Annotated in this window: 24 protein-coding genes and 1 pseudogene; 12 read left to right on the top strand and 13 right to left on the bottom strand. The window is 66.8% G+C overall.

Translation table 11 applies throughout. The features are described 5' to 3' along the window. Nucleotides 1-120 precede the first annotated feature (120 nt). Complete coding sequence (locus tag J2X45_RS05840) at nucleotides 121-2,466, top strand: methyl-accepting chemotaxis protein (RefSeq protein ID WP_310212441.1); 2,346 nt, start codon at nucleotides 121-123, stop codon at nucleotides 2,464-2,466. A 104-nt stretch (nucleotides 2,467-2,570) separates the two neighbouring features. On the opposite strand, the gene J2X45_RS05835 is transcribed toward J2X45_RS05840, so the two are convergent. Further along, a complete protein-coding gene (locus J2X45_RS05835) occupies nucleotides 2,571-2,894 on the bottom strand; it encodes a hypothetical protein (protein WP_310212439.1) in 324 nt (107 codons plus the stop codon). A gap of 199 nt (nucleotides 2,895-3,093) precedes the next feature. Here J2X45_RS05835 and J2X45_RS05830 point away from each other — a divergent pair, with 199 nt between their 5' ends. From J2X45_RS05830 to J2X45_RS05800, 7 genes are all read left to right on the top strand, one after another. Then, nucleotides 3,094-3,588, top strand: a complete 495-nt coding sequence (locus J2X45_RS05830) for a GAF domain-containing protein (RefSeq protein WP_310212436.1) — start codon at nucleotides 3,094-3,096, stop codon at nucleotides 3,586-3,588. Nucleotides 3,589-3,682: 94 nt separating this feature from the next. Further along, entirely contained in the window at nucleotides 3,683-4,834 is a 1,152-nt protein-coding gene (locus J2X45_RS05825) for a GNAT family N-acetyltransferase (protein ID WP_310213571.1), read from the top strand. Continuing rightward, nucleotides 4,834-5,754, top strand: coding sequence for a glycosyltransferase family 2 protein (locus J2X45_RS05820; RefSeq protein WP_310212434.1), 921 nt, complete (start codon nucleotides 4,834-4,836; stop codon nucleotides 5,752-5,754). The genes J2X45_RS05825 and J2X45_RS05820 overlap by 1 nt, the downstream gene beginning before the upstream one ends. Beyond that, nucleotides 5,640-6,674, top strand: a complete 1,035-nt coding sequence (locus tag J2X45_RS05815) for a hypothetical protein (RefSeq protein ID WP_310212432.1) — start codon at nucleotides 5,640-5,642, stop codon at nucleotides 6,672-6,674. Before J2X45_RS05820 ends, J2X45_RS05815 begins: the two co-directional genes overlap by 115 nt. Nucleotides 6,675-6,713: 39 nt before the next feature. Beyond that, nucleotides 6,714-7,238, top strand: coding sequence for a flavin reductase family protein (locus J2X45_RS05810; RefSeq protein WP_310212429.1), 525 nt, complete (start codon nucleotides 6,714-6,716; stop codon nucleotides 7,236-7,238). A 75-nt stretch (nucleotides 7,239-7,313) separates the two neighbouring features. Further along, nucleotides 7,314-8,810, top strand: coding sequence for a CoA-acylating methylmalonate-semialdehyde dehydrogenase (locus J2X45_RS05805; RefSeq protein ID WP_310212427.1), 1,497 nt, complete (start codon nucleotides 7,314-7,316; stop codon nucleotides 8,808-8,810). A 20-nt stretch (nucleotides 8,811-8,830) separates the two neighbouring features. Further along, nucleotides 8,831-9,799, top strand: a complete 969-nt coding sequence (locus tag J2X45_RS05800; protein ID WP_310212425.1) for a M15 family metallopeptidase — start codon at nucleotides 8,831-8,833, stop codon at nucleotides 9,797-9,799. A gap of 326 nt (nucleotides 9,800-10,125) precedes the next feature. Here J2X45_RS05800 and J2X45_RS05795 read toward each other — a convergent pair. From J2X45_RS05795 to J2X45_RS05770, 5 genes and pseudogenes are all read right to left on the bottom strand, one after another. Next, nucleotides 10,126-10,224, bottom strand: a pseudogene (locus J2X45_RS05795) (hypothetical protein); the annotation flags it as partial. Nucleotides 10,225-10,438: 214 nt separating this feature from the next. Continuing rightward, complete coding sequence (gene nth, locus J2X45_RS05785) at nucleotides 10,439-11,164, bottom strand: endonuclease III (protein WP_310212423.1); 726 nt, start codon at nucleotides 11,162-11,164, stop codon at nucleotides 10,439-10,441. Between the two features lie 80 nt (nucleotides 11,165-11,244). Further along, nucleotides 11,245-11,808: an NUDIX hydrolase gene (locus J2X45_RS05780; RefSeq protein ID WP_310213568.1), complete on the bottom strand. Its 564-nt coding sequence runs from the start codon at nucleotides 11,806-11,808 to the stop codon at nucleotides 11,245-11,247. Next, entirely contained in the window at nucleotides 11,796-12,797 is a 1,002-nt protein-coding gene (locus J2X45_RS05775) for an anion permease (protein WP_310212421.1), read from the bottom strand. The genes J2X45_RS05780 and J2X45_RS05775 overlap by 13 nt, the downstream gene beginning before the upstream one ends. A gap of 5 nt (nucleotides 12,798-12,802) precedes the next feature. After that, on the bottom strand, nucleotides 12,803-13,447 hold the full coding sequence (locus J2X45_RS05770; RefSeq protein WP_310212418.1) for a DUF47 domain-containing protein: 645 nt from the start codon (nucleotides 13,445-13,447) through the stop codon (nucleotides 12,803-12,805). 206 nt (nucleotides 13,448-13,653) lie between these two features. On the opposite strand from J2X45_RS05770, the gene J2X45_RS05765 reads away from it, so the two are divergent. Genes J2X45_RS05765 through upp form a run of 3 tightly spaced genes read left to right on the top strand, consistent with a single transcriptional unit; the run spans nucleotide 13,654 to nucleotide 16,976 of the window. Continuing rightward, nucleotides 13,654-14,118, top strand: a complete 465-nt coding sequence (locus J2X45_RS05765; protein ID WP_310212415.1) for a 2Fe-2S iron-sulfur cluster-binding protein — start codon at nucleotides 13,654-13,656, stop codon at nucleotides 14,116-14,118. Between the two features lie 2 nt (nucleotides 14,119-14,120). Beyond that, nucleotides 14,121-16,295: a xanthine dehydrogenase family protein molybdopterin-binding subunit gene (locus J2X45_RS05760; RefSeq protein ID WP_310212413.1), complete on the top strand. Its 2,175-nt coding sequence runs from the start codon at nucleotides 14,121-14,123 to the stop codon at nucleotides 16,293-16,295. A gap of 51 nt (nucleotides 16,296-16,346) precedes the next feature. Next, nucleotides 16,347-16,976, top strand: a complete 630-nt coding sequence (upp, locus tag J2X45_RS05755; protein WP_310212411.1) for a uracil phosphoribosyltransferase — start codon at nucleotides 16,347-16,349, stop codon at nucleotides 16,974-16,976. 7 nt (nucleotides 16,977-16,983) lie between these two features. Here the strand turns inward: upp and J2X45_RS05750 are convergent, their stop codons facing one another. The 7 genes from J2X45_RS05750 to J2X45_RS05720 all read right to left on the bottom strand — a co-directional run bounded on the left by J2X45_RS05750 (nucleotide 16,984) and on the right by J2X45_RS05720 (nucleotide 23,464). Beyond that, entirely contained in the window at nucleotides 16,984-17,382 is a 399-nt protein-coding gene (locus tag J2X45_RS05750) for a Dabb family protein (protein ID WP_310212408.1), read from the bottom strand. Nucleotides 17,383-17,415: 33 nt separating this feature from the next. Continuing rightward, the gene (locus tag J2X45_RS05745) at nucleotides 17,416-18,315 is read right to left on the bottom strand and encodes a 5'-methylthioadenosine/S-adenosylhomocysteine nucleosidase (protein WP_310212405.1); all 900 of its coding nucleotides are present in this window, start codon (nucleotides 18,313-18,315) and stop codon (nucleotides 17,416-17,418) included. An 80-nt stretch (nucleotides 18,316-18,395) separates the two neighbouring features. Continuing rightward, nucleotides 18,396-19,673, bottom strand: coding sequence for an amidohydrolase family protein (locus J2X45_RS05740; protein ID WP_310212402.1), 1,278 nt, complete (start codon nucleotides 19,671-19,673; stop codon nucleotides 18,396-18,398). Between the two features lie 43 nt (nucleotides 19,674-19,716). Continuing rightward, a complete protein-coding gene (locus J2X45_RS05735; protein ID WP_310212399.1) occupies nucleotides 19,717-20,154 on the bottom strand; it encodes an acetyltransferase in 438 nt (145 codons plus the stop codon). 547 nt (nucleotides 20,155-20,701) lie between these two features. Beyond that, nucleotides 20,702-22,198 carry a phosphomannomutase/phosphoglucomutase gene (locus J2X45_RS05730; protein WP_310212396.1) on the bottom strand — a complete coding sequence of 499 codons (1,497 nt, stop codon included), beginning with the start codon at nucleotides 22,196-22,198 and terminating at the stop codon, nucleotides 20,702-20,704. 97 nt (nucleotides 22,199-22,295) lie between these two features. Beyond that, the gene (locus J2X45_RS05725; protein WP_310212394.1) at nucleotides 22,296-23,252 is read right to left on the bottom strand and encodes a KpsF/GutQ family sugar-phosphate isomerase; all 957 of its coding nucleotides are present in this window, start codon (nucleotides 23,250-23,252) and stop codon (nucleotides 22,296-22,298) included. After that, nucleotides 23,249-23,464 carry a hypothetical protein gene (locus J2X45_RS05720; RefSeq protein ID WP_310213565.1) on the bottom strand — a complete coding sequence of 72 codons (216 nt, stop codon included), beginning with the start codon at nucleotides 23,462-23,464 and terminating at the stop codon, nucleotides 23,249-23,251. Before J2X45_RS05720 ends, J2X45_RS05725 begins: the two co-directional genes overlap by 4 nt. Nucleotides 23,465-23,625: 161 nt before the next feature. Between J2X45_RS05720 and gpmA the strand changes: the two genes are divergently transcribed. Continuing rightward, a complete protein-coding gene (gpmA, locus tag J2X45_RS05715) occupies nucleotides 23,626-24,339 on the top strand; it encodes a 2,3-diphosphoglycerate-dependent phosphoglycerate mutase (RefSeq protein ID WP_310212392.1) in 714 nt (237 codons plus the stop codon). The last annotated feature ends 54 nt before the right edge of the window (nucleotides 24,340-24,393 follow it).

The raw sequence follows: 24,393 nt of genomic DNA, 5'->3' as shown, positions 1-24,393 counted from the left end.
TTACAGGGGCGCGCGCTGATGTCGCAGGCGCGCGCTTCTTCGAACGTGGTTAACGCGCCTTTAGGCATTCGGCCGTGAACTTGAGTGTAATCGCCAAGCTCGCGGCCGGAGGCCTTTGTCATGACAGCGTTCCGTCGACTGACCATCGCCTGGAAACTTATCCTGGTGGCGGGTCTGGCGATCGGGCTCCTGCTGCTCGCCGCAGCTGCGGCGGTGTCATCCCACACCAGCTCAATTGTCTCGCAGCTGACCAACCAGTACGCCGGGGCCGTGGCCGATGAGGCCATCGAGCAGGTTACGGCCGACATCAACGCGGCGGCGGCCGCCGCAAAGGCGATGCAGGGCTCTATATCTGCGGCGCATGAGGCGGGGCTGACGGACCGCGACAAGTTCATGGCGCTGGTCAAGCCGAACGCCCTGGCGACCAAGAGCGTCATGGGCGCCTGGCTGATGGCTGAGCCCAACGGGCTGGACGGCAAGGACGCCGATCACATCGGCGACGCGGCGACCGCGTCGAACAAGGACGGGCGCTTCTCGGTCTACTGGGTCAATGACGGCGGGCAGCCGGCGCTTGAGCTGCAATCCGACGGCTCGGATTTCGCCGAGGACTACTACAACGACACCGCCAAGAGCGGCGAGGCGCGCCTCACCGAGCCCTATTTCGACAGCATCGCCGGCAAGCAGGTTGCGATGACCTCTGTGGCCTATCCGGTGAAGTCGGGCGGGCGCTTGATCGGCGTCGCGGGGCTCGACATGTCGTTGGACAACCTGTCGACGGCGCTGGGCCAGATGCGTCCTCTCGAGAGCGGTCGTGTCATGCTGCTGTCGTCGGCAGGGCAATGGGTGGCTCACCCTGACGCCGACCTCCGGATGAAGTCCTATGCCGACGCCGGCGCGGACGCCGTACGGGGCGTTCTGGCCGGCGGCGAAGCCATCGAGATCAAGGGCGTGACGGACGGCGACGTGGCGATGATCCGGATTGCTCGTCCGATCGCCATTCCTGAGCTCAACGCCCGCTGGGCGCTGGTGATGGACGTTCCCGCAGCGGCGATCACGGGACCCGCCGACAGACTGGCCAGGATTCTGTTCGTCGGCGGCGTGCTGATCACCCTGGCGGTTCTGGCGGCCTTGTTCCTGGCCAGCGCGACCCTTGTGAAGAAGCCGCTGACCGGCCTGACGCGGTCTGTCGATAAGCTCAGCGCCGGTCGCTATGACGAAGCTGTCCCCGGCATTGATGGCGGTGACGAGATCGGGGCCATCGCGCGCGCGCTGGACGGCTTCCGTCACGATCTGGCCGACGGCCAGCGCCGACGCGCCGAACAGGAGGCTGAACGCGCCGCCGCCGAGATCGAACGCCAGAAGCACGCCGAGGAGGCGGAAGCCTTCGCCCGAGCCCAGGCCAAGAGCGTCGCCAATCTTGGCGAGGGCATGGAGCGTCTGGCCGAAGGCGACCTGATCTGGCGGATGCGCGAGGACGACTTCCAAGGCGACGCGGTCAAGATGCCGCGCGACTTCAACGCGGCGGTCGAGAGCCTGCAGGCGACCATGGCCGGGATCCTCAACGCCGCCCGCAGCATCAAGAGCGGCTGCGCTGAGATCAGCATCGCCGCCGACGATCTGGCGCAGCGCACCGAGCGGCAAGCCGCCGGCCTGGAGCAGACTGCAGCGGCGCTGGATCAGATCACCGCCACCGTGCGCCGTAGCTCCGAAGGCGCCGAGCGTGCCCGGCAAGTCACCATGACCGCCAAGGCCGCCGCTGAGCGCAGCGGCGCGGTGGTCGAAGAGGCGGTCGAGGCTATGGGCGGCATCGAGCGCTCGTCGCAGTCGATCACCCAGATCATCGGTGTCATCGATGAGATCGCCTTCCAGACCAACCTGCTAGCCCTCAATGCGGGCGTGGAGGCTGCGCGCGCGGGCGAGGCGGGACGCGGCTTCGCCGTGGTCGCACAAGAGGTTCGGGCCTTGGCCCAGCGTTCTGCGGACGCCGCCAAGGAGATCAAGACCCTGATCAGCGCCTCGACTCAGCAGGTGGGCAAGGGCGTGAAGCTGGTCGGCGAGACCGGCGAGACCTTGCGCGAAATCCTGGTCCAGGTGGCCGAGATCAACGAGCTGGTCGGCGAGATCGCCTCGTCCTCGAAGGAGCAGGCCGTGGGCCTGGCCGAGGTGAACCAGGCCGTCAATCAGATGGACCAGGTCACCCAGCAGAACGCCGCCATGGTTGAGCAATCCACGGCCGCCAGCCACGCGCTATCGAACGAGGCCGCGCAGCTGGAACGCCTGATCGCCCGCTTCCAGGTCGGCGCTGAGGTGCGCGAACTGCCGACGCGCGCCGATCGCCCGGCTATTGCCGCATCGCGTCCGGCCACAGCGCCGACGCGCGAAACCTTCCGTCAGCGCTATGTCCAGGGCGCCAACGCGCTCAAGGTCGAGCCGAGCTCGCGACCCGGGGAATGGGAAGAGTTCTAGAGCGCTTGACGACCTGACTGCGTCAGGCCGCATGCTCTTGTTCATCGTACCGGCGCATTTTTCGTCACACGAACCGGAGCGGCTTCGCTCGAAAATGCTCCAGGCTAGACTTGGCCGCCTTCGGCCGAGCGGAGCGCGAAGCGCAGGTCAGACAGCGCGATCCCGGCCTCCGCCGCTTCGGCTTCCCGCACGCTGACCAGCAACTCGTTCATGCCGTTGGCGACCGCCCAGTCCCAATGGGCGTGACCCGGGGTGGCGACGCGGCTGATGTCTGACGCCGATTCCAGATGCAGAACGGTGCGTCCGCCGTCGGCGTCGCGGCGGCAGAAGGCGAAGGCGCCTTCCCGGCGCACGAACCGTCCATCGTGGTGGTACAGGCTCACGAAGCGCACGTCTCGTTCGCCAGAAGCGCTCGTTCCGTTGGCCATGCTCCACCTCTTTGAACTGTCCGGGCGGTCGCCCTGGTCACTACCTATTCGCCACCGTCGCGGGATTCGTGGCGCAGGCGGAAGGGCGCGCTTGAGACCATCCACAGGGACGTGACCTAGCCCCGACGCGGCGCGCGGCGATCCGACGAATTTTCTCACGCCCTCTGACATCTCGGCCCGGCCGCGCTATATCCGCCCCATGGCCGAAGCGTTCAACGACCTCACCCTCTCCGCCGACAAGGCCACCCGCTACGCCGAGGTGGCCGATGAGATTGCGTCTGTTCTGGACAGAGAGCCGAACCTGACCGCTCGCATGGCCACCGTGGCCTCGATGCTGGCCAACAGCTTCGACACCTATTTCTGGGCCGGCTTCTACGTCGTCGATCCCGCCAAGGAGCGCGAGCTGGTGGTGGGGCCCTATCAGGGCACGCTGGGCTGCCTGCGGATCGCCTTTGGTCGCGGCGTCTGCGGTGCGGCGGCGGCGACGGGCCAGACCCAGTTGGTCCCCGATGTTCACGCCTTCCCGGGACACATCGCCTGTGACGGCCGCTCGCAGAGCGAGATCGTCGTTCCTGTCTTTGGTCCTGACGGCCAACTGATCGCGGTGTTTGACGTCGACTCCGACCGGCCGGCCTCGTTCGACGAGATCGATCAGCATTGGCTGGAAAAGATTCTCAAGGCGACCTTCGGCTGAAACCCATTTTGTGGAGACAGGCCACGCCATGGCCTGTCGATTGCAGCCGGCAATCCATCTTTCCCTAACCCGCGTCGGAGTAGGACAGGTGGACATGCTGGACGTCGAGACCATCCATCCGAGCCTTTTGAGCGCCAGCGACGTGGCGCTGTGGTGGCGTCTGGCCGCGTCGGAAGATGGCTTTGGTAATCCGCTGCTTGGTCCCGATTTCGCCCAAGCCGTTGGAAAGGTTCGCGAAGACGCGCGTGTGGCGGTTGTGCGCCGTGGGGGCGAGACCCTTGGATTTCTGCCGTTCCATCGTCGTCCGGGCGGTCTGGCGCGTCCTATCGGCTCGCCACTCTCGGACTATCACGGGCTTGTCTCGCGTGCCGAAGCGGGACTGCGGATCGCCGACGTTCTGCGCGCCGCCGAGGTCAGCGTCTTCCGTTATTCGGGTCTGATCGACCCGCACGCTGTATTTCCAGTGTCGTCGGAAACGGATCGCACCGCCTATCTGATCGATCTCAGCGGGACGACGGCTGACGCCTATCTCGAAGCCGTGCGCGCCGAGAGCCCAAAGAAGATCAAGAACTACCGCCGCCTCGACAACAAGCTGGACCGTGAGGTCGGCGAGGTCCGCCTCGTTGCGGGCGACATGTCCCGCGACGCCTTCAACCTGCTGATCGACTGGAAGCGCGATCAACTGGCCCGCACCGGCGGTCACGACTTCCTGCGCGCCGACTGGACGCGCGAGCTGATGGCCGACCTGTTCACCGCCCGCGACGGCGCGATGCGCGGGCTGATGATCAACCTCTATGCCGGCGACACGCTGGTGGGCGGCCATTTCGGCGTCCGTCAGGGCGCGACCTATCACCCCTGGATCGCGTCGACCAATCCTGAGATGGCCGCCTGGTCGCCGGGACAAATCTTCTTCCTGCGCGCCATCGCTGCGATGCCTGAGCTGGGCCTGACGCGTTACGACCTTGGCCCCGGACACGACCACTACAAGCGCGCCTACGGCCTTAGCACGATCCAGATCGGCGAAGGCGCGGCGACGGCCGCCAGCGTCGCCGGCCGTGTGGCCCACTCAATGGAAAGCGTCTGGAGCCTGGCGGGCGCGCACGGCGCGGGTCCCGTCGGTCAATTGCGTCGGCGGATGGATGCGATCGCCAGCACCGAGCTGACGGTCACCGGCCGGGTTCGCGGTTTTGTCGAGGCGGTCGCAGCGCGAGCGCAGCGCGTGCGCGGAGAGCACACGGAGGCCTGATGGCGCGCGTCACGGTCATGATCCCCACCCAGCGGCGTCCCGACGGCTTGGCTGTCGCGGCGCGCTCGGTGTTTGGCCAGGTCGGCGTCGACTTCGCCGACCTGGAGCTTGTGATCGTCGATAACGACCAGGTCCCCTCCGCCAAGCCGGTCGTTGATGCGCTGAGCAAGGGCGCCCCGTGCCCGGTGATCTACGTCAACGAAAAGCGGCCGGGCGTCGCCTTTGCGCGCAACGCCGGCATGGCCCGCGCCTCGGGCGATTTCATCGCGTTCCTGGACGATGACGAGGAAGCGCCCAGCGGCTGGCTCGCGGCGCTGTTGGCCGCGCAGGAACGCTACGATGCGGACGTGGTGTTTGGTCCCGTCAGGGCCCGCGCCCCGGACCATATCAACCAGCACCGGGAATACCTGGAGCGCTTCTTTTCGCGCGAAGGCCCGGCTGAAGCCGGCGTGATCGATCGTCACTATGGCTGCGGAGACAGTCTGATCCGGCGCTCGGCGCTCCCAGATCCGGTCGCGCCCTTCGCCGCCGAACGCAATCATATCGGCGGCGAGGACGACTTGCTGTTCGGCCACATGGGCGCGGCGGGCAAGCGCTTCGCATGGGAGCCTGCAGCCTGGGTCTGGGAAGATCCCGTGCCGTCGCGACTGAACCTTGGCTACACGATCCAGCGCGCGTTCGCCTATGGCCAGGGTCCGTCAGCGCACTGTGCGGCCGCAGAGCCTCGCGACACGGTCGGCGTCGCCCGCTGGATGGTGATCGGGCTCGGACAGGCGGCGGCCTTCGGTCTGATCGCCGCCGTCAAATGGGCTGTGCGCGCCAAGGACCGCGCCGAGTGGCTGGACCGCGCCGCTCGGGGTCTGGGCAAGACCCTCTGGTGGGGGCCTTTCAAGATCCAATTCTACGGGAGGACCGCGTGAGCGTGATCACCGACTGGACGCCGGACAAGGCCAAGGCCTTCGGCCACGAGAACCTGATGTTCGAGCACGCCCTGCATGAGCGTCCGATGTTCGACGACGAGGGTCTGGCGCGTCTTCTGGACCTCTATCCCCGCGAAAAGCTTGGCGTCTTCACCATGGGCGAGGACCCGAAGGCCTGGACGACCTGGCGCAAGGGTTCTGCGGGCAATTTGACTGGCGACCAGCTTCTGGAGGCGGCCAAGAGCGGCCGCATCTGGCTGAATCTGCGCCAGACCAACGACCACGTGCCGGAGTACGCGGCGCTGGCCCATGAGATCTTCGCCGACAAGGAAGCGCATGTGCCTGGCCTGCGCACCTTCAAGCGCGATCTTGGCATGCTGATCTCCAGCGCCAACGCCCAGGTGTTCTACCATCTCGACGTGCCGCTGGTGTCGCTGTGGCAGATCCGCGGCCAGAAGAAGGTGTGGGTCTATCCTGTGGCCGACCCCTATGTCGGCGACCTCGCGCTGGAGAAGATCGTGCTGCGCGAAACGGCCGAGCAATTCGCCTTCGATCCCGAATGGGACAAGGGCGCGCAGGAGGTGGACCTCACGCCAGGCAAGATGGTCACCTGGCGCCAGAACGCGCCGCACCGGATCGAGAATGGCCCGATGCTGAACGTCTCGATCTCGATCGAATTCATGACCCCGCCGGCCCTGATGCGCGCCAATGTGATCTACGCCAACGGCGTGCTGCGGCGGCGCCTCGGCGCCAATCCGCGTATCCAGGAGGGCTTTGGCCCGACCGCGCTCGGCAAGCTGGCCGTGGCGCGCGGCGCCAAGGCGCTGGGCCTGCAGACGCCGCATGTGCGCCACCTGCCGGTCACCTTTGGCCTCGACGCCAGCCGTCCTGGCGTTTTGATCGAACCGCCACGACCCTAAAGCTTGCCCGTCGAGACGCTTTGCCCCACTGCTAGCCCCATGAGTCAGGCGGTTACGATCGAACTGGGGGAGGGCGCTGAGCATGACGCCCGAGCCCTGCGCAATGCGTTTGGATGCTTCACGACGGGGGTGACCGTCGTCACCACCCTGGCCCCCGACGGTCGCCGGGTGGGCCTGACCGCCAATTCGTTCACATCGGTTTCGTTGGATCCGCCGTTGGCCTTGATCTGCGTCGACTTGAAGTCGTCCAGCCTGCCGGCGCTGGACGCCGCCCAGCGTTTTGCCGTCAACGTCCTGCACGCGGAGCACCAGCAACTGGCTCGCCAGTTCGTGCAGAAGGACACCGACCGTTTCGCGGGCCTCGAGACCGAAACCTGGCGCACCGGCGTGCCGATCCTGCCCGAGTGCATGGCCAATTTCGAATGCGAGACCCACCATGCCTTCGACGCGGGGGATCACCGGGTCTATGTCGGGCGGGTGGTGAAGCTGCGGTACGACCCCGATCACGAGCCGCTGGTCTATCTGCAGGGGCGGTTCCGCCGCGTGCATGTCGACGCGGAGTAGCTCGGCAGGATTTCGCGCGATACGGCGTGATCCTGGGGTGCTATTGACGCGCAAAACAGCGTTAGGGAGCGCATTATGCGAGACATCGCCCATTTCGTGAACGGTCAGACCCTGGTCGGAACTTCCGGCCGCTTCGGCGACGTCTTCAATCCCAACACCGGCGAGGTTCAGGCCCGCGTCCAGTTTGCGACCGACGCCGAGCTCGACGCCGCCGTGCAGGTCGCGGCCAAGGCCCAGATTGGCTGGGCTCAGACCAATCCGCAGCGCCGCGCCCGGGTGATGTTCGAGTTCAAGCGCCTGATCGAGCGCGACATGAACACCCTGGCCGAGATCCTGTCGTCCGAGCACGGCAAGGTCATCGCCGACGCCAAGGGCGACATCCAGCGCGGCCTGGAGGTGATCGAGTTCGCCTGCGGCATCCCTCACATCCTGAAGGGCGAGTACACCGAGGGCGCGGGCCCCGGCATCGACGTCTATTCCATGCGCCAGCCGCTGGGCGTCTGTGCGGGCATCACCCCGTTCAACTTCCCGGCCATGATCCCGATGTGGATGTTCGGCATCAGCATCGCGGTGGGCAACAGCTTCATCCTCAAGCCCTCGGAGAAGGATCCGACGGTGCCGGTCAAGCTGGCCGAGCTGATGATGGAGGCCGGGGCCCCGGCCGGCGTGCTGAACGTCGTCCACGGCGACAAGAGCGCGGTCGACGCCATCCTGACCCATCCGCTAATCCGCGCGGTCAGCTTCGTGGGCAGCAGCGACATCGCCCACTATGTCTACCAGACCGGCACGGCGCACGGGAAACGGGTCCAGGCCATGGGCGGCGCCAAGAACCACGGCATCGTCCTGCCCGACGCCGACATGGACCAGGTGGTCAAGGACCTGTCGGGCGCGGCCTTCGGCTCGGCCGGCGAGCGCTGCATGGCCCTGCCGGTCGTCGTGCCGGTCGGCAAGAAGACCGCTGATGAGCTGCGCGAGCGCATGATCGCCGAGATCGCCGGCCTGAAGGTCGGCGTCTCCAACGATCCCGACGCTCACTATGGCCCGGTGGTCAGCGCCCAGCATCGCGACAAGATCGCCGACTACATCCGTATCGGCGTCGAGGAAGGCGCCGAGCTCGTCGTCGACGGCCGCGACTTCCGGCTGCAGGGTTTCGAGAAGGGCTTCTTCATCGGCCCGTCGCTGTTCGACGGCGTCAAGAAGGGCATGAAGACCTATCACGAGGAGATCTTCGGCCCGGTGCTGCAGATCGTCCGCGCTGAGACCATGGAAGAAGCCATGGCCCTGCCGTCCGAGCACCAGTACGGCAACGGCGTCGCCATCTTCACCCGCAACGGCCGCGCCGCGCGCGAGTTCGCCGCCAACGTCAATGTCGGCATGGTCGGGATCAACGTGCCGATCCCGGTGCCGGTGGCCTATCACACCTTCGGCGGCTGGAAGCGCTCGGCCTTTGGCGACACCAACCAGCACGGCGTCGAGGGCGTGAAGTTCTACACCAAGGTCAAGACGGTCACCGCCCGCTGGCCCGAGGGCGAGGTTGCGGATTCAAGCTTCGTCATCCCGACGATGAAGTAGCCATCGAACAGGGGGCGGTGATGCGTGGTCTGGTTCGACGATCCTTCCTGACGCTCACCGCCGCCGGCCTGGCTGCGCCGGCCGCCTTCGCCCAGAGCCGCGCCGAGCTGGCCGCCATCGGGCAGTACGGCGACAAGGCCGCGCCCTTCACCGTCTTCGAGCAGGACGGCGCGCTCCACATCGACGGCGAGGGCTTCAAGGTCGCGCGCCTGCGCCCGCTCGGCGGAAGACGATACGCCATCGCGGGCGGTGGTGAGCTGCTCCTGGAGGCGGGCGCGGTTCGTCTGAACGGCAAGCCTCTGGCCTTCCACGACTTCGGCGCCGAGGTCGAGGCCGCGATCCGCAAGGCCGTCCGGGCCGATCCGGTGCTGCTGCGCCAGCGGGCCCTGGCGGCCACGCCGCCGGTCGAGGCGGGCGACAAGCTGCCCTCGGACCTCGTGGAGGTCACCAGCCTTGAGCCGGGTATCCAGCGCGACATCCGCTATGCGGGCCCGAACAACTTCATGGGCATACCGCTTTACGAAAAGCCGGCGGCCTATCTGCAGCGCCCGGCGGCCGAGGCTCTGATGCGCATCCATCGCGCCCTGGCGGCCAAGGGCTATGGCCTGCTGATCCATGACGCCTACCGACCCTGGTACGTGACCTGGATGTTCTGGGAGGCCACGCCGCCCGAGGCCCGCATCTTCGTCGCCGACCCGGCCCAGGGCTCGCGTCACAACCGGGGCTGCGCGGTAGACCTGACGCTGTACGACCTGAAGACCGGCCAGCCGGTCGAGATGCCCAGCCGCTACGACGAGTTCTCGACCCGCGCCTATGCCGACTTCGTGGGCGGGACGACCAAGCAGCGGGCGTTGCGCGCCATCTTGCGGGAGGCCATGGAGGCGGACGGCTTCACCGTCTACGCCGAGGAATGGTGGCACTTCGACTACCGCGACTACCGCCGCTACCCGATCGGAACGAAGACGTTCACGGAACTGGCGGCGGGGTAGGGGGCGTTGGGAAGGTCTGGGGTGGGGGGAAGTCGGACAGGCCGCAGGCCCCCACCGGACCATGCTTCGCATGGTCGTCCGCCCCCATAGGGGGCAGAAGGTGCGCTTCCTTCTTCCCCCTCCGGGGGAGGAGCGCCCCCCGGGTCGCGCGAAGCGCGCGCCCGAGGACAGGCTCCGGCGCGGAGGGGGCAAGTATGGGTGGATGGCAGATCAAATGCTCCCCCTAGAGCATTTCACGACCTGACTGCGTCAGTCCGTGAGCTCTAATCTTTTGTTTTGACGCATTTTTCTTCACGCGAACCGGAACCACTTCGCTCGAAAAATGCTCTAGCGGGGGAGGTGTCGGCGAAGCCGACGGAGGGGAAAGACGCCGGCTCAGCAGGACTTCCCCCTCCGGCCTTCGGCCTCCTCCCCCTCTGGGGGGGGAGGATTTTCCGAACGTCCGCAATGGGTCGAAAGCCGTCTATAGCCTCCCTCCCAAAACCCCACCTTCCCGGCGACACGTCATTGCGTCCTTCGAGGCTCGCCTGCGGCTCACACCTCAGGATGAGGAAACCCGTTGCTGAACCCCTCATCCTGAGGTGCGCGCTCTTGAGCGCGCCTTGAAGGATGCAGGGGCGCCACAGCCTCCTGCCCCCGCTACCCCCGCGGCCGCCAGGCCAGCACCTCCGCGCTGTGACCCACCCCCGCCTTGGCGCACATCTGCTTGACCGGACACGCCCCGCACTTGGGCGCTTGTTCCCCGCAAAGCATCTGCCCCAGTCCCCGCTTCATCAGCCAGTGCAGTTCGAAGAGGTCGTCAGCGGTCCAGGTCGCCGGCGCCATGGCCATCAGCGCGTGATAGCTGTTGGTCGTGTCGCCCGCGCCCACCAGGCCGATCCGCTTGGCGACGCGGTCGACATGGGTGTCGACCACCAGGGCCCGCATGGCCAGGTCGCTGAAGTTCAGGACGCAGGCGGCGACCTTCACGCCGACGCCGGGCAGGGCTTGCAGCTCCCAGCGCGCCTGGTCGACCTCCAGGGTTTTCAGGTGGCTGAGCGAGAGCCAACCGACCTTTTCCTCGATCATCCGCAGGGCGGTGGTCAGCCGGCGGGCCTTGTCCTCCGGAAAGGTCACGTCCTGGATGGCCATGGCCACCCGGCCGACCTTGGCGCGCGAGAGGTCCTCCCACGACTTGAACTCCGACCGCAGGCGCAGGAACGCCGCCCAGGACGCCGCGTCGGCCGTGCGCCCGCTGATCGACGACTTCACCAGCTGCGAGATAGGGTCCATCCGCGCCACCGGCCGCTGGGGGCCAAACTCGCAGAGCAGAGCGTCGCGAACGCTTTCCAGCGGCGACCGGGCCAAGGCAAGGGAGAGCTGCATAAGGATCTCGCCGCGTCAGAACATAACGAGAACATTATGCGCGAGGCGATCACTTGTCCACAGGCTTGTCGTCTAAGCGTCTAGGAGCGGTAGCGGCCCCACAGCGCCGTGACGCGACGGCGCAGGCGCTGGAAGGCCACACGCACCGGTGTCGGCGCCTTGGCGGGCGTGTCGTGGTCGCTGGCCAGGTCCACGCCGGCGAAGCAAGCGATCAGGTCGCGCAGTTCCGGCTCCTGAACGGCGAGCGCGGCCTCCACCGGCGTCATCCACTCGAGCGTGCGCTGGCCTTGTTCGGGCCAGGTTTCGAGCTGCGCCGTGACCTCAAGCGGGTAGACGTCGACCTTCACCAGTCGCGCCTGACCGTTCTTGAGCCGCTTGAGATAGGGGTATTCGCCAAACGGCTGGGCGGCGATGACGCCTTGCAGGCCCGCCTCCTCGTAGGCCTCCTGGGCGGCGGCTTCGGGATCTGAGCGGTCCTTCATCGGCCAGCCCTTGGGGATCACCCAGCGGCGGGTCTCGCGGGACGACACCAGCAGGATGCGCAAGGCTTCGCCTTCGCCCCGCCAGGGCAGGGCGGCGACCTGGCGACGTTTGCCGCCCTTGCGTCCTTCCGACTTGCCGTCCGCTTGGCTCACTGCATCCAGAACCCGAGATAGTAGAACACCGCCGCCGAGACGGCCGCCGCCGGGAGGGTGACGACCCAAGCGGTCACGATGTCCTTGGCCACGCCCCAGCGCACGGCCGAGACCCGGCGCGACGCGCCGACGCCGACAATAGCGCCCGTGATCGTGTGAGTCGTCGAGACCGGTACGCCGATATGCGTGGCCATAAACAGCATGATCGCCCCGCCAGTCTCCGCGCAGAAGCCTTGCATGGGGGTGAGGCGGGTGATCTTGCTGCCCATGGTATGGACGATGCGCCAGCCGCCGAACAGGGTGCCAAGGCCCATCGCCATCTGGCAGGTGATCACCACCCAGAACGGAATGTCACCCGGCTTGCCGGTGACGCCGTGCGCGAACAGCAGGGCGGCGATGATGCCCATGGTCTTCTGCGCGTCGTTGCCCCCATGGCCCAAGCTGTAGAGGGCCGCCGAGACGAACTGCAGCTTGCGGAACACCTTGTCGGCGAAGAACGGTGAGCTTCTGACGAACAGCCACGACACGACGAGCACAAGCAGCAGCGCAAGGATGAAGCCCATGGTGGGCGAGACCACGATGCCGGCGGCGGTCTTGGACAAGCCCGCCCACTTGATCGCTCCCAGGCCGCCGACCTTGGCGATCGAGGCGCCGACCAGTCCACCGATCAGCGCGTGGGAGCTGGAGGAGGGAATACCGGCCCACCAGGTCAGCAGGTTCCAGGTGATCGCCCCGCCCAGAGCGCCGAAAATCAGGCGGTCGCTGATCACATGGGGGTCGATGATCCCCGATCCGACCATCTTGGCCACGCTGGTGCCGAAGAAGAGGAAGGCGATGAAGTTGAAGAAGGCGGCCCAGATCACCGCCCACTTGGCCGACAGCACCCGGGTCGAGACGATGGTCGCGATCGAGTTGGCCGCGTCGTGCAGGCCGTTGAGAAAGTCGAACGCCAGGGCGACGACGATTAGGAAGATGAGGATGGCGAACGTCGGGTCCACGGCGGTCAGACCTGTTCGACGACGATGCCGCTGATGCGGTTGGCCACATCCTCGAAGCGGTCCATGACCTTCTCCAGGTGGCTGTAGATGTCGATGCCCACGATGAACGCCATCGGATCGCTGTTACGGTGGGCGACGAACAGTTCCTTGCGGCCCTGGTCGTACATCTGGTCGGACTGCTCTTCGATCTGGGTGATCTTGATCGCGATCTCGTTCAACTGGTGAGCGTTCAGGCGCATCTTCGGCAGCAGGGCGACCGCTTCCTCGGTCAGCTTGGCCGCCTCGACGATGATCTTGGTCATCTCGCGCATCTGCGGCTCGAACGTCTTCACCTCGAACAACGAGACGACCTTGGCGGTCTTGCGCATCTGGTCGATGGCGTCGTCGAGCGAGGTGGTCAAAAGCTGGATGTCGCTGCGATCGAAGGGGGTGATGAAGCTGCGGCGGACGGCGAGCATCACCTGGCGGGTGATCTCGTCGGCCTCGTCCTCGTACTTGTAGACGCGGGCGCTCGCCGCCTCGACGGCGTCGCCGCCCGCCGTCAGGTCGTGCAGCGCCTCGGCCCCGGCCACCAGCGTCTTGGCGTGGGCCGAGAACAGATCGAAGAAGGCGTCTTCCTTCGGCATGATCGCCTTGAACAAGCCCAACATGTCGCGACTTTCCCCTTGCGCGTGACGAGTCGAGCGCCCTTACGGCACGGCGCGGGGTTTGTCGCGAAAATTGTCTTTAGGCGGACTATTCCGGCGGCTAGCCCCTTTCGATGTGGGGAACAGCGCTTCCAAAATCCGCGCCGTCGCGCCAGATTGGCCGCCCATCCCGGAATGTCGCGTCCCACCAGAAGCAGGAGCCTTTGACCATGGCCTTCACGCTGAGCGTCAATGGAGAGAGCCGCACGGCGGACGTCGATGGCGACACCCCGCTGCTGTGGGTGTTGCGCGACACGCTGGGCCTCGTCGGCGCCAAGTACGGCTGCGGGGCGGCGCTGTGCGGCGCTTGCACCGTGCACCTCGACGGAGCCCCGGTGCGAGCCTGCGTCACACCGATCAGCGACGTGGGGCAGCAGAAGGTGACCACCATCGAGGGGGTGGGCAAAACAGCGGTCGGCGCCAAGGTCCAGGCGGCGTGGAAGGCGGTCGATACGCCCCAGTGCGGCTACTGCCAGGCCGGCCAGATCATGTCGGCCACCGCATTGCTGACCACCACGCCCAAGCCGACCGACGAGGAGATCGATGCGGCGATGAACGGCAATCTGTGCCGCTGCGCCACCTACATCCGCATCAAGAAGGCGATCAAGGTCGCCGCCGGTCTGGAGAAGGCTTGATCATGGACGGCGAGATCCTGCGCGACCCGACCCGTCGCTTTGTCCTGCAATCCGGCGCGGCCCTCGGGGGCGGCCTGCTGCTCAGCTTCACCATGTCGGCCGAAAGCCGCGCGGCGGGCGACACCAAGATCAACGCCTATGTCCGCATCGCGCCGGACGGCAAGGTGACCATCGCCTCCAAGGTTCCCGAGGTGGGGCAGGGCATCAAGACCGCCCTGCCGATGCTGATCGCCGAGGAACTGGACGTCGAGTGGTCGGCGGTGATGGTGGAACAGGCCATCGCCGACACCAAGATCTACGGACGTCAGGTGGCCGGCGGCAGCATGGCCACGACGCTGGAGTATGACGGCCTGCGCCGTGTCGGCGCCACGGTGCGCGCCTTGCTGATCGCGGCGGCCGCCGCGCGCTGGAACGTGCCGGCCGACAGCCTCACGACCGAGCCGGGCGTGGTGGTCCACGCCGCCAGCAAGCGCCGCGCATCTTATGGCGAGCTGGCCGAGGCCGCCGCCGCGCTCACCCCGCCTGACCCAAATTCGTTGACGCTGAAGGACCCCAAGGCCTTCCGGATCATCGGCAAGAGCCACAAGAGCCAGAACCTCGACGCGATCGTCACCGGCCAGCCGACCTACGGCATCGATGTGCGCCTGCCGGGCATGCTGTTCGCCACCTTCGCCAAGGCCCCGGTCTATGGCGCCAAGGTCGCGTCGGTGGATCTGGCGCCGGCCAAGGCGGTGAAGGGCGTCCGCGACGCTTTCATCATTGAGGGCGGGACCAACCTTCAAGGGCTTTTGCCTGGCGTGGCCGTGGTCGCCGATAGCTGGTGGGCGGCGCGCAAGGGCCGTGAGGCGTTGCAGATCCAGTGGGCTGAGCATCCGACGGCCGGCCAGAGCACCGCCGGCTTCGCCGCCAAGGCCGCCGAGCTGGCCGCCGCGCCGCCGCATCGCAACCTGCACAACGACGGCGATGTCGAGGCGGCGCTGAAGAGCGCGGCCAAGACCGTCAGCGCCGCCTACAGCTACCCCTTCATCGCCCACGCGGCGTTGGAGCCGCAGAACTGCACCGCGCACGTCAAGGACGGCAAGGTCGAGATCTGGGCCCCGACCCAGAACCCCGAGTCCGGCCGGGGCCTAGTCGCGCGGGCGCTGAACGTCGATCCGTCGGCGATCACCATCCACCTGATCCGTGGCGGCGGCGGCTTTGGTCGCCGGTTGATGAACGACTATATGGTCGAGGCCGCCGCCATCGCCGCCAAGGTCGGCGCGCCGGTCCAGCTGATCTGGACCCGCGAGGACGACATCCAGCACGACTTCTATCGTCCGGGCGGCTGGCACAACCTGACCGCCGGTCTGGACGCCAAGGGCGCGCTGACCGCCTGGAAGAACCACTTCATCACCTTCGGCGAAGGGGAGAGCTTCAACACCGCTGCGGCGATGAACTCGACCCAGTTCCCGTGCCGGGCCGTGGCCAACTACCGCCACGACGTCTCGGTGATGCCTCTGGGCTTCCCGACCGGGTTCCTGCGCGCGCCGGGCAACAACGCGTTCGGCTTCGTGATCCAGAGCTTCACCGACGAGCTGGCCCTGGCGGCGGGCAAGGACCCTGTCGCCTTCCGTCGCGAACTGCTGGGCGAGCCCCGCCTCCTGGGCGAGCCGGGCAAGGGCGACAGCTTCCACACCGGCCGCATGTGCGCCGTGCTCGACCTCGCGGCCGAGATGTCGGGCTGGGGACGCAAGCTTCCCAAGGGCACGGGGCTGGGCGTCGCCTGCCACTACAGCCATCTGGGCTATGTGGCGGTGGTCATGCAGGTGACGGTCAAGGGCGGCGCGGTAAAGGTCGACAAGGTCTGGGCCGCCGCCGATGTCGGCCGTCAGATCGTCAACCCCAGCGGGGCCGACCAGCAGATGCAGGGCTCGATCCTCGACGCCATCAGCAGCACGCTCTACCAGAGCATCACCTTCGAGAACGGCGCGGCGGTGAACAGCAACTTCGGCGACTTCCCGTTGCTGCGCATGGCCGACGCGCCGCCCGTCGAGGTGCGCTACAAGCTGTCGGACAACAATCCGACGGGCCTGGGCGAGCCGGCCTATCCGCCGGCGCCGGCGGCCCTGTGCAACGCCATCTTCGCGGCGACGGGCAAGCGCATCCGGTCCTTGCCGATCGGCGACCAACTGGCCTGATTTGCGAGTGGCTGCTAGGAGCGTGGAGTCACGTTCCTAGCAGAGCTCCCCATGTCCCAGGTCACCGTCGTCAGCCATCCGCTCGTTCAGCACAAGCTGACCAAGATGCGGGACAAGGCCACCTCGACGAAGACGTTCCGCGCCCTGATGCGCGAGACGGCGACCCTGATCTGCTACGAGGTCACCCGCGATCTGCCGATGGACGAGGTGCAGATCGAGACCCCGGTCGCGCCGACCACGGCCTATGAGATCGCCGGCAAGAAGCTGGTCTTCGCGCCGATCCTGCGTGCGGGCCTGGGCATGTGCGAGGGCATGCTGGATCTGGTCCCCTCGGCGCGTGTCGCGCACATCGGCCTCTATCGCGACCACGAGACGCTGGAGGCGGTCGAATACTACTTCAAGGCGCCGGAGGACATCGCCGGGCGCCTGGTCATCGTGGTCGATCCGATGCTGGCGACCGGCCACTCCGCCATCGCGGCGATTTCGCGCCTGAAGCACTACGGCGTCACCAACCTGCGCTTCGTGTGCCTGCTGGCCGCCCAGGCGGGGGTCGATGCCTTGCAACAGGCGCACCCCGACGTGCCGATCTGGACGGCGGCGATCGACGCCAAGCTGAATGAACACGGCTATATCGTGCCAGGGCTCGGCGACGCGGGCGACCGGACGTTCGGGACGCGGTAGGCGCCCTTCACACCGCCATGCTGTCGTAGACCACCACCTTGCTCCAGAGAGGGCTGCACTCGGCCACGAACTTCTGGTGCAGCGGATGGTCCTGGTAGCGCTTCTGATCCTCGACGCTCCTGAACACCATCAGTTCGGAGACATCGTAGCTGTTGTCGATGACGTCGCGCTTCTCGGTCGAGGCTGGCACGCCGACGTGCAGGTGCTGGATGACGTCGACGGCCTTCAGCGCCTTCAAGCCCGCGATCAGCTTGTCGCGATCAGCCTTGTCGCCGGGATTCTTCAGCCAGAAGAAAACCTGGTGAAACAGCATCGGCGCGTCAGGCGCGGCGCTCGCGGGCGTCGCCAGCGCGGCGCCAGCGGCCAGGCCACCCGAGATCAGGACGCGGCGATCGAAAGACGACATAGTTCGCTCCTTTAGGGTCTGAACTCGGGGGGGCTAGGGCAGGGCCTTCACGAACGCCTTCACGACGGTCGCCGAATTGTCCGAGGCCAGGGCCATGAAGGTGTGCATCTCGTTGGCGCCAGCGCCACCGCCAGCCAGATCCGACAGGCTGCGGAAGGCGATAAAGGGCGTCCCGTTCACCAAGGCCACATGGGCGACCGCGGCGCTCTCCATGTCGACCACCCGGGCCTCGAAAGTGGCGCGCAGGTACTTGCGGTAGGCGGCGTTGTCGAGAAACACCGGCGCCGAGACGCCGTTTCCGCCGACGACGACCTTGGGCGGGTGGATCAGGCACTTGTCGGCCGCGCATCGCTGCAGGGCCACCTGCGCGGCGACCTTGCGCGCCGTGTCCAAAAGAGCCGCGTCCGCCGGGAACCAGACGCGGGCCGGCGCGCCCAAGGCGTCGCCAGGCATGTGGATGCCGCGCGGGAAGATCATGCCGTAGTTGGCCAGGGTCGTCGTGCGGATGCTGGGCGAGACCTCGAAGCCCTTGTCGGTCTCGCGGGCGAAGGCGCTTTCCAGGTTCTGGGCCCATTGGTCGGCGACCACGACGTCGCCGATATCCAGGCCCTCATCGACGCCGCCGGCGATGCCGGAGAAGACGATCCGCGTGATGTTGAAGCGATCCAGCGCCATCTGGGTTGTCATGGCCGCGTTGACCATCGACACGCCGCTCAGGAACACCACCACCGGCTTGCCCTCGAGCTGGCCGGTCATGAACCGCACGCCGTTGACCTCGTAGGCCTTCTGCTGGGCGGTCGCGGCGTTCAGCGCGCCGATCTCGGGCGGGAAGGCCGAGATGACCGCCACGCGCGGGGTCACGTCCAGCTTCTGCGCCAGGGCGGGCGAGACGATCAGGCAAAGACAGGCCAGGACGAGGGCGGGCAGGCGCATGGTGACTCCTTCAGGCGACGAGCCTTGCTTAGCGGGCCGTGCGAACGGTCCCAAGCGCAACAAGGCGTTCGCCGCGACGATCAGGGACGAACGACGATTTTTCCGGCCTTCATTACCAGAACGACATCGCGCGTCGCCTCGATCGCCTGGGTCGGATCGCCTTTCACCGCGACGAGGTCGGCCAGGTAGCCGGATTTGATCTGGCCCAGGTCGTTGGCCCGACCCAGGACCTTGGCGTCCACTGAGGTCGCTGTGAGCAGCGCCTGGGCGGGCGTCAGGCCATAGCGGACCATCCACACCAGCTCCCGCGCATTGTCGCCATGCTTGAAGACGCCGACGTCGCTGCCCATGCCGATGGTCACCCCCGCCTTCACGGCCAGTCGGAAGGCCCGCTCGGCCGCTTGCATCGCCGGGGTCGGGGCCGTCTTGCCCGCGACGTAGCCGCCGAAATAGGTCGAGGTGCTCTCGACCGCCGTCAGGGTCGGGAAGAACACCACGCCCTTTTCAGCCATGAGCTTGAAGGTGGCTTCCGAGCCCCAATAGCCATGCTCGATCGTATCGACGCCGGCCAGGATCGCGCGGCGCATGCCCTCGTCGCTGGAGGCGTGGGCCGAGACCGGGCGACCGCTGGAATGCGCGGTCTCGACCAGGGCTTTCAGCTCCTCGACGCTGAACGTCGGCTGCGTCGAACCATCGGGTCCGACGCGATAGTCGGCGTAGACCTTGATCCAGTCCGCGCCCGCGCCCGCCTGTTCGCGCACGGCCTTCACCACCTCCAGCACGCCGCTGGCCTCCTCGGCGCCCTGTGGGATCTCGGCGTCGGGATTATAGTTCTTACGCGCCGGACCGTAGGCTCCGGTCGCCACGATCGCCTTGGTGGTCACAAACAGCCGGGGACCCGGGATCAGACCGTCATTGATGGCCTTCTTCAGCGGAACGTCGGCGGTTCCGGCGCCCTCGGTGCCGAGATCGCGCAATGTCGTGAAGCCGGCCTCCAGCGTCGCCTTGGCCTGCACCGCTGCCCGGAGGGTTCGATAGGTCGGCGTCTCCTTCAGAACCTGATCGTCCCACGAGGTCTCGTTGTAGGGGTGAAGGAACAGATGGCTGTGCAGGTCCATCAGGCCAGGGATCAAGGTCGCGCCGGGCAGGTCGACCACCTCGGCGTCTGACGCGTCGATCTGCGCCGCAGGGCCTACGGCCGCGATCTTCCCGTCCCTGACCAGCACGGCCCAGCCCTCGCGCGGCGGTCCGGCGTTTTCCGCTGTCCACACGCGGTCGGGTTTCAGAAGGGTGGATGGCCCCGCCGTGGCGAGGCCTGGGCTGAGCAGGAGGGCGAGGGCGGTCAGAATGCGGCGCATCGGAGACTCTGGGCTGGGACGACGCAGCTAAGCCGAGTTCGGGTCAAACGCCAAAGCGTAGATGAATCAGCGGATAGGCCCGCCCCTGTCCGTCGGTGGCCGACCAGCCGATGCGCTCGAAACCCATATGCTCGTAAAAGCCCAGCGCCTGGGCGTTCTGCTCGTTGACGTCGATGGTCAGCACAGGGTGTATCGCCAGCGCATAGTCGATCATCATCGCGCCGAGGCCGGCTCCGCGATACTCGGGGTCGATGAACAGGGCCTCCATGTGGCCGTTGGTGATCAGCATGAAGCCCAGAGGGCGATCACGGTCATCGACAGCCAGCACGAGCGGGGCTGTGGGGAGAAAGGCCTCGACCTCGCGACCGATTGAGGCGCGATCCTCGGGCGTCAGAAAGTCATGCGTGGCGTCGACGGCCGCGGCCCAGATCGCGATGATGCGATCACCGTCCTGAGGCTGGGAAGGGCGAAGCTTGATCATGGGCGGTGACTACCCCGCCGCAATCTCGCGCGCCAGCCGATCAGCCGCGCGCAGCATATTTCCAGCCGTCCCTGATAACCCGGGCGCTCGCTCCCCATATAGAGTTCAGTCGCCGTCGGGAGCGAACCGCATCGCGGTCAGCGCTCAGGCGTGGCGACGCTTGAGATCCCCCATATGGACTGGCTCTTCCCACTGTCGGTGGCTTGTATTGTCGCTGCGGCGCTCATGCTTCCCGCATTCCGTCTCTTCGCCGCAGCCCCGCGCCTCGCCCGCTCGCCCTACCGCCCGTTCAAGGTGACGCCGCGATGAAAACCTATCCAGGCACGCTGCCCTCACCCCCCAAAGGGCTCAACGATCCGCGCTCGACGGGTGGTCCGCCGCCTTCCAAGCGCGTCGATACGCTCGCGAAGCGTGGCACCAGGACGCCCTGAAGCGCGGCCTCCGATCACAGAGCCCGCTGAGAGAAGGGCCGGGCGTTTTCAAGCCGGCCCTCCTGCCTTGCGGCGGCCGCGCCGGCTCGGATGTGCCGCCACTCCGGCGTAGCCGATCAGATCTCCTGATTATACTTGCCGACCCGGTCGCCGAGGCGCGGCTTCACTTCCTGTCGGAAGAGGGCGCGCATGTCGTCTTCGGACTGGGTGCTTTCGACGACGACCACGACTTCCGGCTTGTTCGACGAGGCGCGGACCAGGACCCAGGAGCCATCCTCCAGGTGGACGCGCACGCCGTTGACCGTGATCACCTCGGTGATCTTGCGGCCAAGGATCGAGCCGCCGGCGGCGAACAGGTCCTCGTACTCCTTCACAACGTCGGCCACGACGCCGTACTTCACCTCGTCGCCGCAGTGCGGGCTCATGGTCAGCGAGGTGAAGGCCACCGGCAGCGCCTTGCGCATGTCTGACAGCTTCAGGCCCGGATTGCGGTCCAGCATGGCCAGGATGGCCGCAGCGGCGGTCAGGCCGCAGTCGTAGCCGTAGCCGAGCTCGCCGTTCATGAAGAAGTGGCCGCTCTTCTCGAAGCCGGCCAGGGCGCCCAGCTCGGCGCTCTTGCGCTTGATGTAGCTGTGGCCGGTCTTCCAGTAGACGACCTCACAGCCGTGGGCCTTGAGGATCGGATCGGTGGCGTAGAGGCCGGTGGACTTCACGTCGACGACGAAGGTGGCGCCGGGGTTCAGCGGGGCCAGATCCCGCGCCAGCATCAAGCCGATCTTGTCGGCGAAGATCTCCTCGCCCTCGTCATCGACCACGCCGCAGCGGTCGCCGTCGCCGTCGAAGCCGAACGCCAGGTCCGCGCCGGTCTCGCGAACGGCGTGGGCCATCGCGTGCAGCATCTCGGCGTCTTCGGGGTTGGGGTTGTACTTGGGGAAGGTGAAGTCGAGGTCGGTGTCCATCGGAACGACTTCGGCGACGCCCATCTTCTGCAGGGCCTCGACCACGAAGGCGCCGGCCGTGCCGTTGCCGCAGGCGGCGATCACCTTGAGGGGGCGCGTGACGCTGGCGCGCTTGGCGACATCGTCGATATAGCGCTGGGCCTGACCCTGCACCCGGACCAGCTTGCCGCCGTCGCGCTCGACGAACTTGGCGTTGAGCACGATGTCCTTCAGGCGGCTCATCTCGTCGGGACCGAAGGTCAGCGGCTTCTGGGCGCCCATCTTCACACCGGTCCAGCCGTTCTCGTTGTGGCTGGCGGTGACCATGGCCACGCACGGGATGTCGAGGTCGAACTGGGCGAAATAGGCGGTGGGCGACAGGGCCAGGCCGATGTCGTGCACTTCGCAGCCGGCGCTGATCAAACCCAGGATCAGGGCGTTCTTGATCGAGGACGAGTACGAGCGGAAGTCGTGGCCGACCACGATCTTCGATTGGCCCAGCTCGTGGATATAGGTCCCAAGACCCAGGCCCAGCGCCTGCACGCCCAACAGGTTGATCTCCGGGCCAAACAGCCAGCGCGCATCGTACTCGCGAAAGCCGGTCGGCTTGACCAGGGCTTCGTTCTCATAAGCGGCGGTATTGGGAACCAGATCGGCGCGGGGCGCGGAGAACATTGAAGGCTCGCTTCAGTTGAGAGGGTGTCTCGCTTGTCTAAGCATGGACGCGCGATTGGCGCGTTCGCACAACAAGGTCTTAGAAAACGGGTGTGACCTAGATCACACCGGCGCGCAGCAGGTCGTGCACATGCAGAATGCCGACAGGGCGTTCGTCCTCGACCACAAACAGGACAGTGATCCGCCGCTCGTTCATCACCTTCAGGGCCTCGGCGGCGAGGGCCCCGGGGCTGATCGTCAGGGGCGCATGCGTCATGACCTGGCCCGCCGTATGGCTGAGCAGGCCGTCCATATGTCGGCGCAGATCGCCGTCCGTGATCATGCCTGCAAGGCGGCCCGCGTCATCGACGACACCGACCGCGCCAAAGCGCTTCTCGCTCATGACCAGCAGCGCGTCGGGCATGGCGGCGTCTGAAGCGATCAAGGGCAGTTCATCGTCGCCGTGCATCAGGTCGCCGACGGTGCGCAGCATCGCCCCCAGCTTGCCGCCGGGATGGAAGACCCGGAAATCGCTGGCGGTGAATCCGCGACGCTCCAGCAGGGCTACAGCGATCGCGTCGCCCAGAGCGATCTGCAGGGTCGTCGAGGTGGTCGGCGCATTGACCTCGGCCGTCGCCTCGGGCGCGTCGGGCAGCAGCAGCACGATGTCGCCGGCTTGGCCCAGCGGACTGTCGGCGACCGCAGTCATGGCGATCAGCGGGATCGAGAAACGCTTGGCGTAGGCCAGGGTGTCGGCCAACTCGCGGCCCGCGCCCGACTTCGACAGGGCCAGCACGACGTCGTCGGGACCGATCATGCCCAGGTCGCCGTGCGAGGCTTCGGCGGGGTGGACGAACATCGCCTGGGTGCCGGTCGAAGCGAGCGTGGCGGCGATCTTGCGGGCCACGTGACCTGACTTGCCCATGCCCGTGCAGACCACACGCCCCTTGGCGTTGAAAATCGTCTCGATCGACCGGGCGAACGCATCGCCCAGCGAGTCGGAGAGGGCGCGCAGGGCTTCGGCCTCGACGGCCAGGACGCGCCGGCCAACCTTAACGGCGTCGAAGGCGCTCATCGCGAAAGCTGGTCCACGGCCTCGACGGCCTTCTTTGCGGCCTCGTCCCGACGGCGAGCCGAGTCCTTTTCCTTCTGGATCTTGGCCTTCATCTCCGGCGTCTGTTGAACCGGGGTATGGCCAAAGGGGCCCCAGGAGCGGTCGCCCTGGCCTTGGGGCCAGACGAGGGACAGGGTGATCAGCGCGGCGGCGACCAGCCCCATCAGAGGCATGAAGATGCGATCAGGCATGGTCCGCCTATAGCATGCGCGGCGGCGTGGGGGAGGGGGCGTGCGCTTTGACGGATCGCTTGTCAGCATGCTTCCGCGCTTGACGCTGGCGCGGGCTGGCCTTAGCCCGCGCTGACATTCCCCTGATCTCCGAAGGAAGCCCGATGCCCACGCTCGTCCTGCTCCGCCATGGCCAAAGCCAGTGGAACCTGGAAAACCGCTTCACCGGCTGGGTCGATGTGGATCTGACCGCCGAGGGCGAGGCCCAGGCCAAGAAGGGCGGCGAGCTGATCGCGGCGGCCGGCATCGAGATCGACCGCCTGTTCACCTCGGTGCAGACCCGCGCCATTCGCACGGGGAACCTGGCGTTGGACGCGGCCAAGCAGAGCTTTGTGCCGGTGACCAAGGACTGGCGCCTGAACGAGCGCCACTATGGCGGCCTCACGGGTCTCAACAAGGCCGAGACCGCCGAGAAGCATGGGGTCGAGCAGGTGACGATCTGGCGTCGCTCCTACGACATTCCGCCGCCGGAGCTCGCCCCGGGTGGTGAGTACGATTTCAGCAAGGACCGCCGCTACAAGGGCGCGAGCCTCCCGTCGACCGAAAGCTTGGCCACCACTCTGGTTCGTGTCCTTCCGTATTGGGAGAGCGATATCGCTCCCCACCTGAAGGCCGGCGAGACCCTGCTGATCGCCGCGCACGGCAACTCGCTGCGCGCGATCGTGAAGCACCTGTTCAACGTGCCGGACGACCAGATCGTGGGTGTTGAGATCCCGACCGGCAATCCGCTGGTGATCGAGCTGGACGCGGCCCTGAAGCCGACGGGCGCGCGCTACCTGGACGAAAGTCGCGCCGAAGCTCTCCCCAAAGTTGGTTAAAAGCGCTCAGGCTTAAGCCGAAGGTGTTGGAAACACGGCGTTAATTTTGCTCTG

Origin of the sequence: Caulobacter sp. BE264 (assembly GCF_031457805.1) — a bacterium.
Lineage (GTDB): Bacteria > Pseudomonadota > Alphaproteobacteria > Caulobacterales > Caulobacteraceae > Caulobacter.
This window is presented reverse-complemented; position numbering and strand designations above follow the sequence as displayed.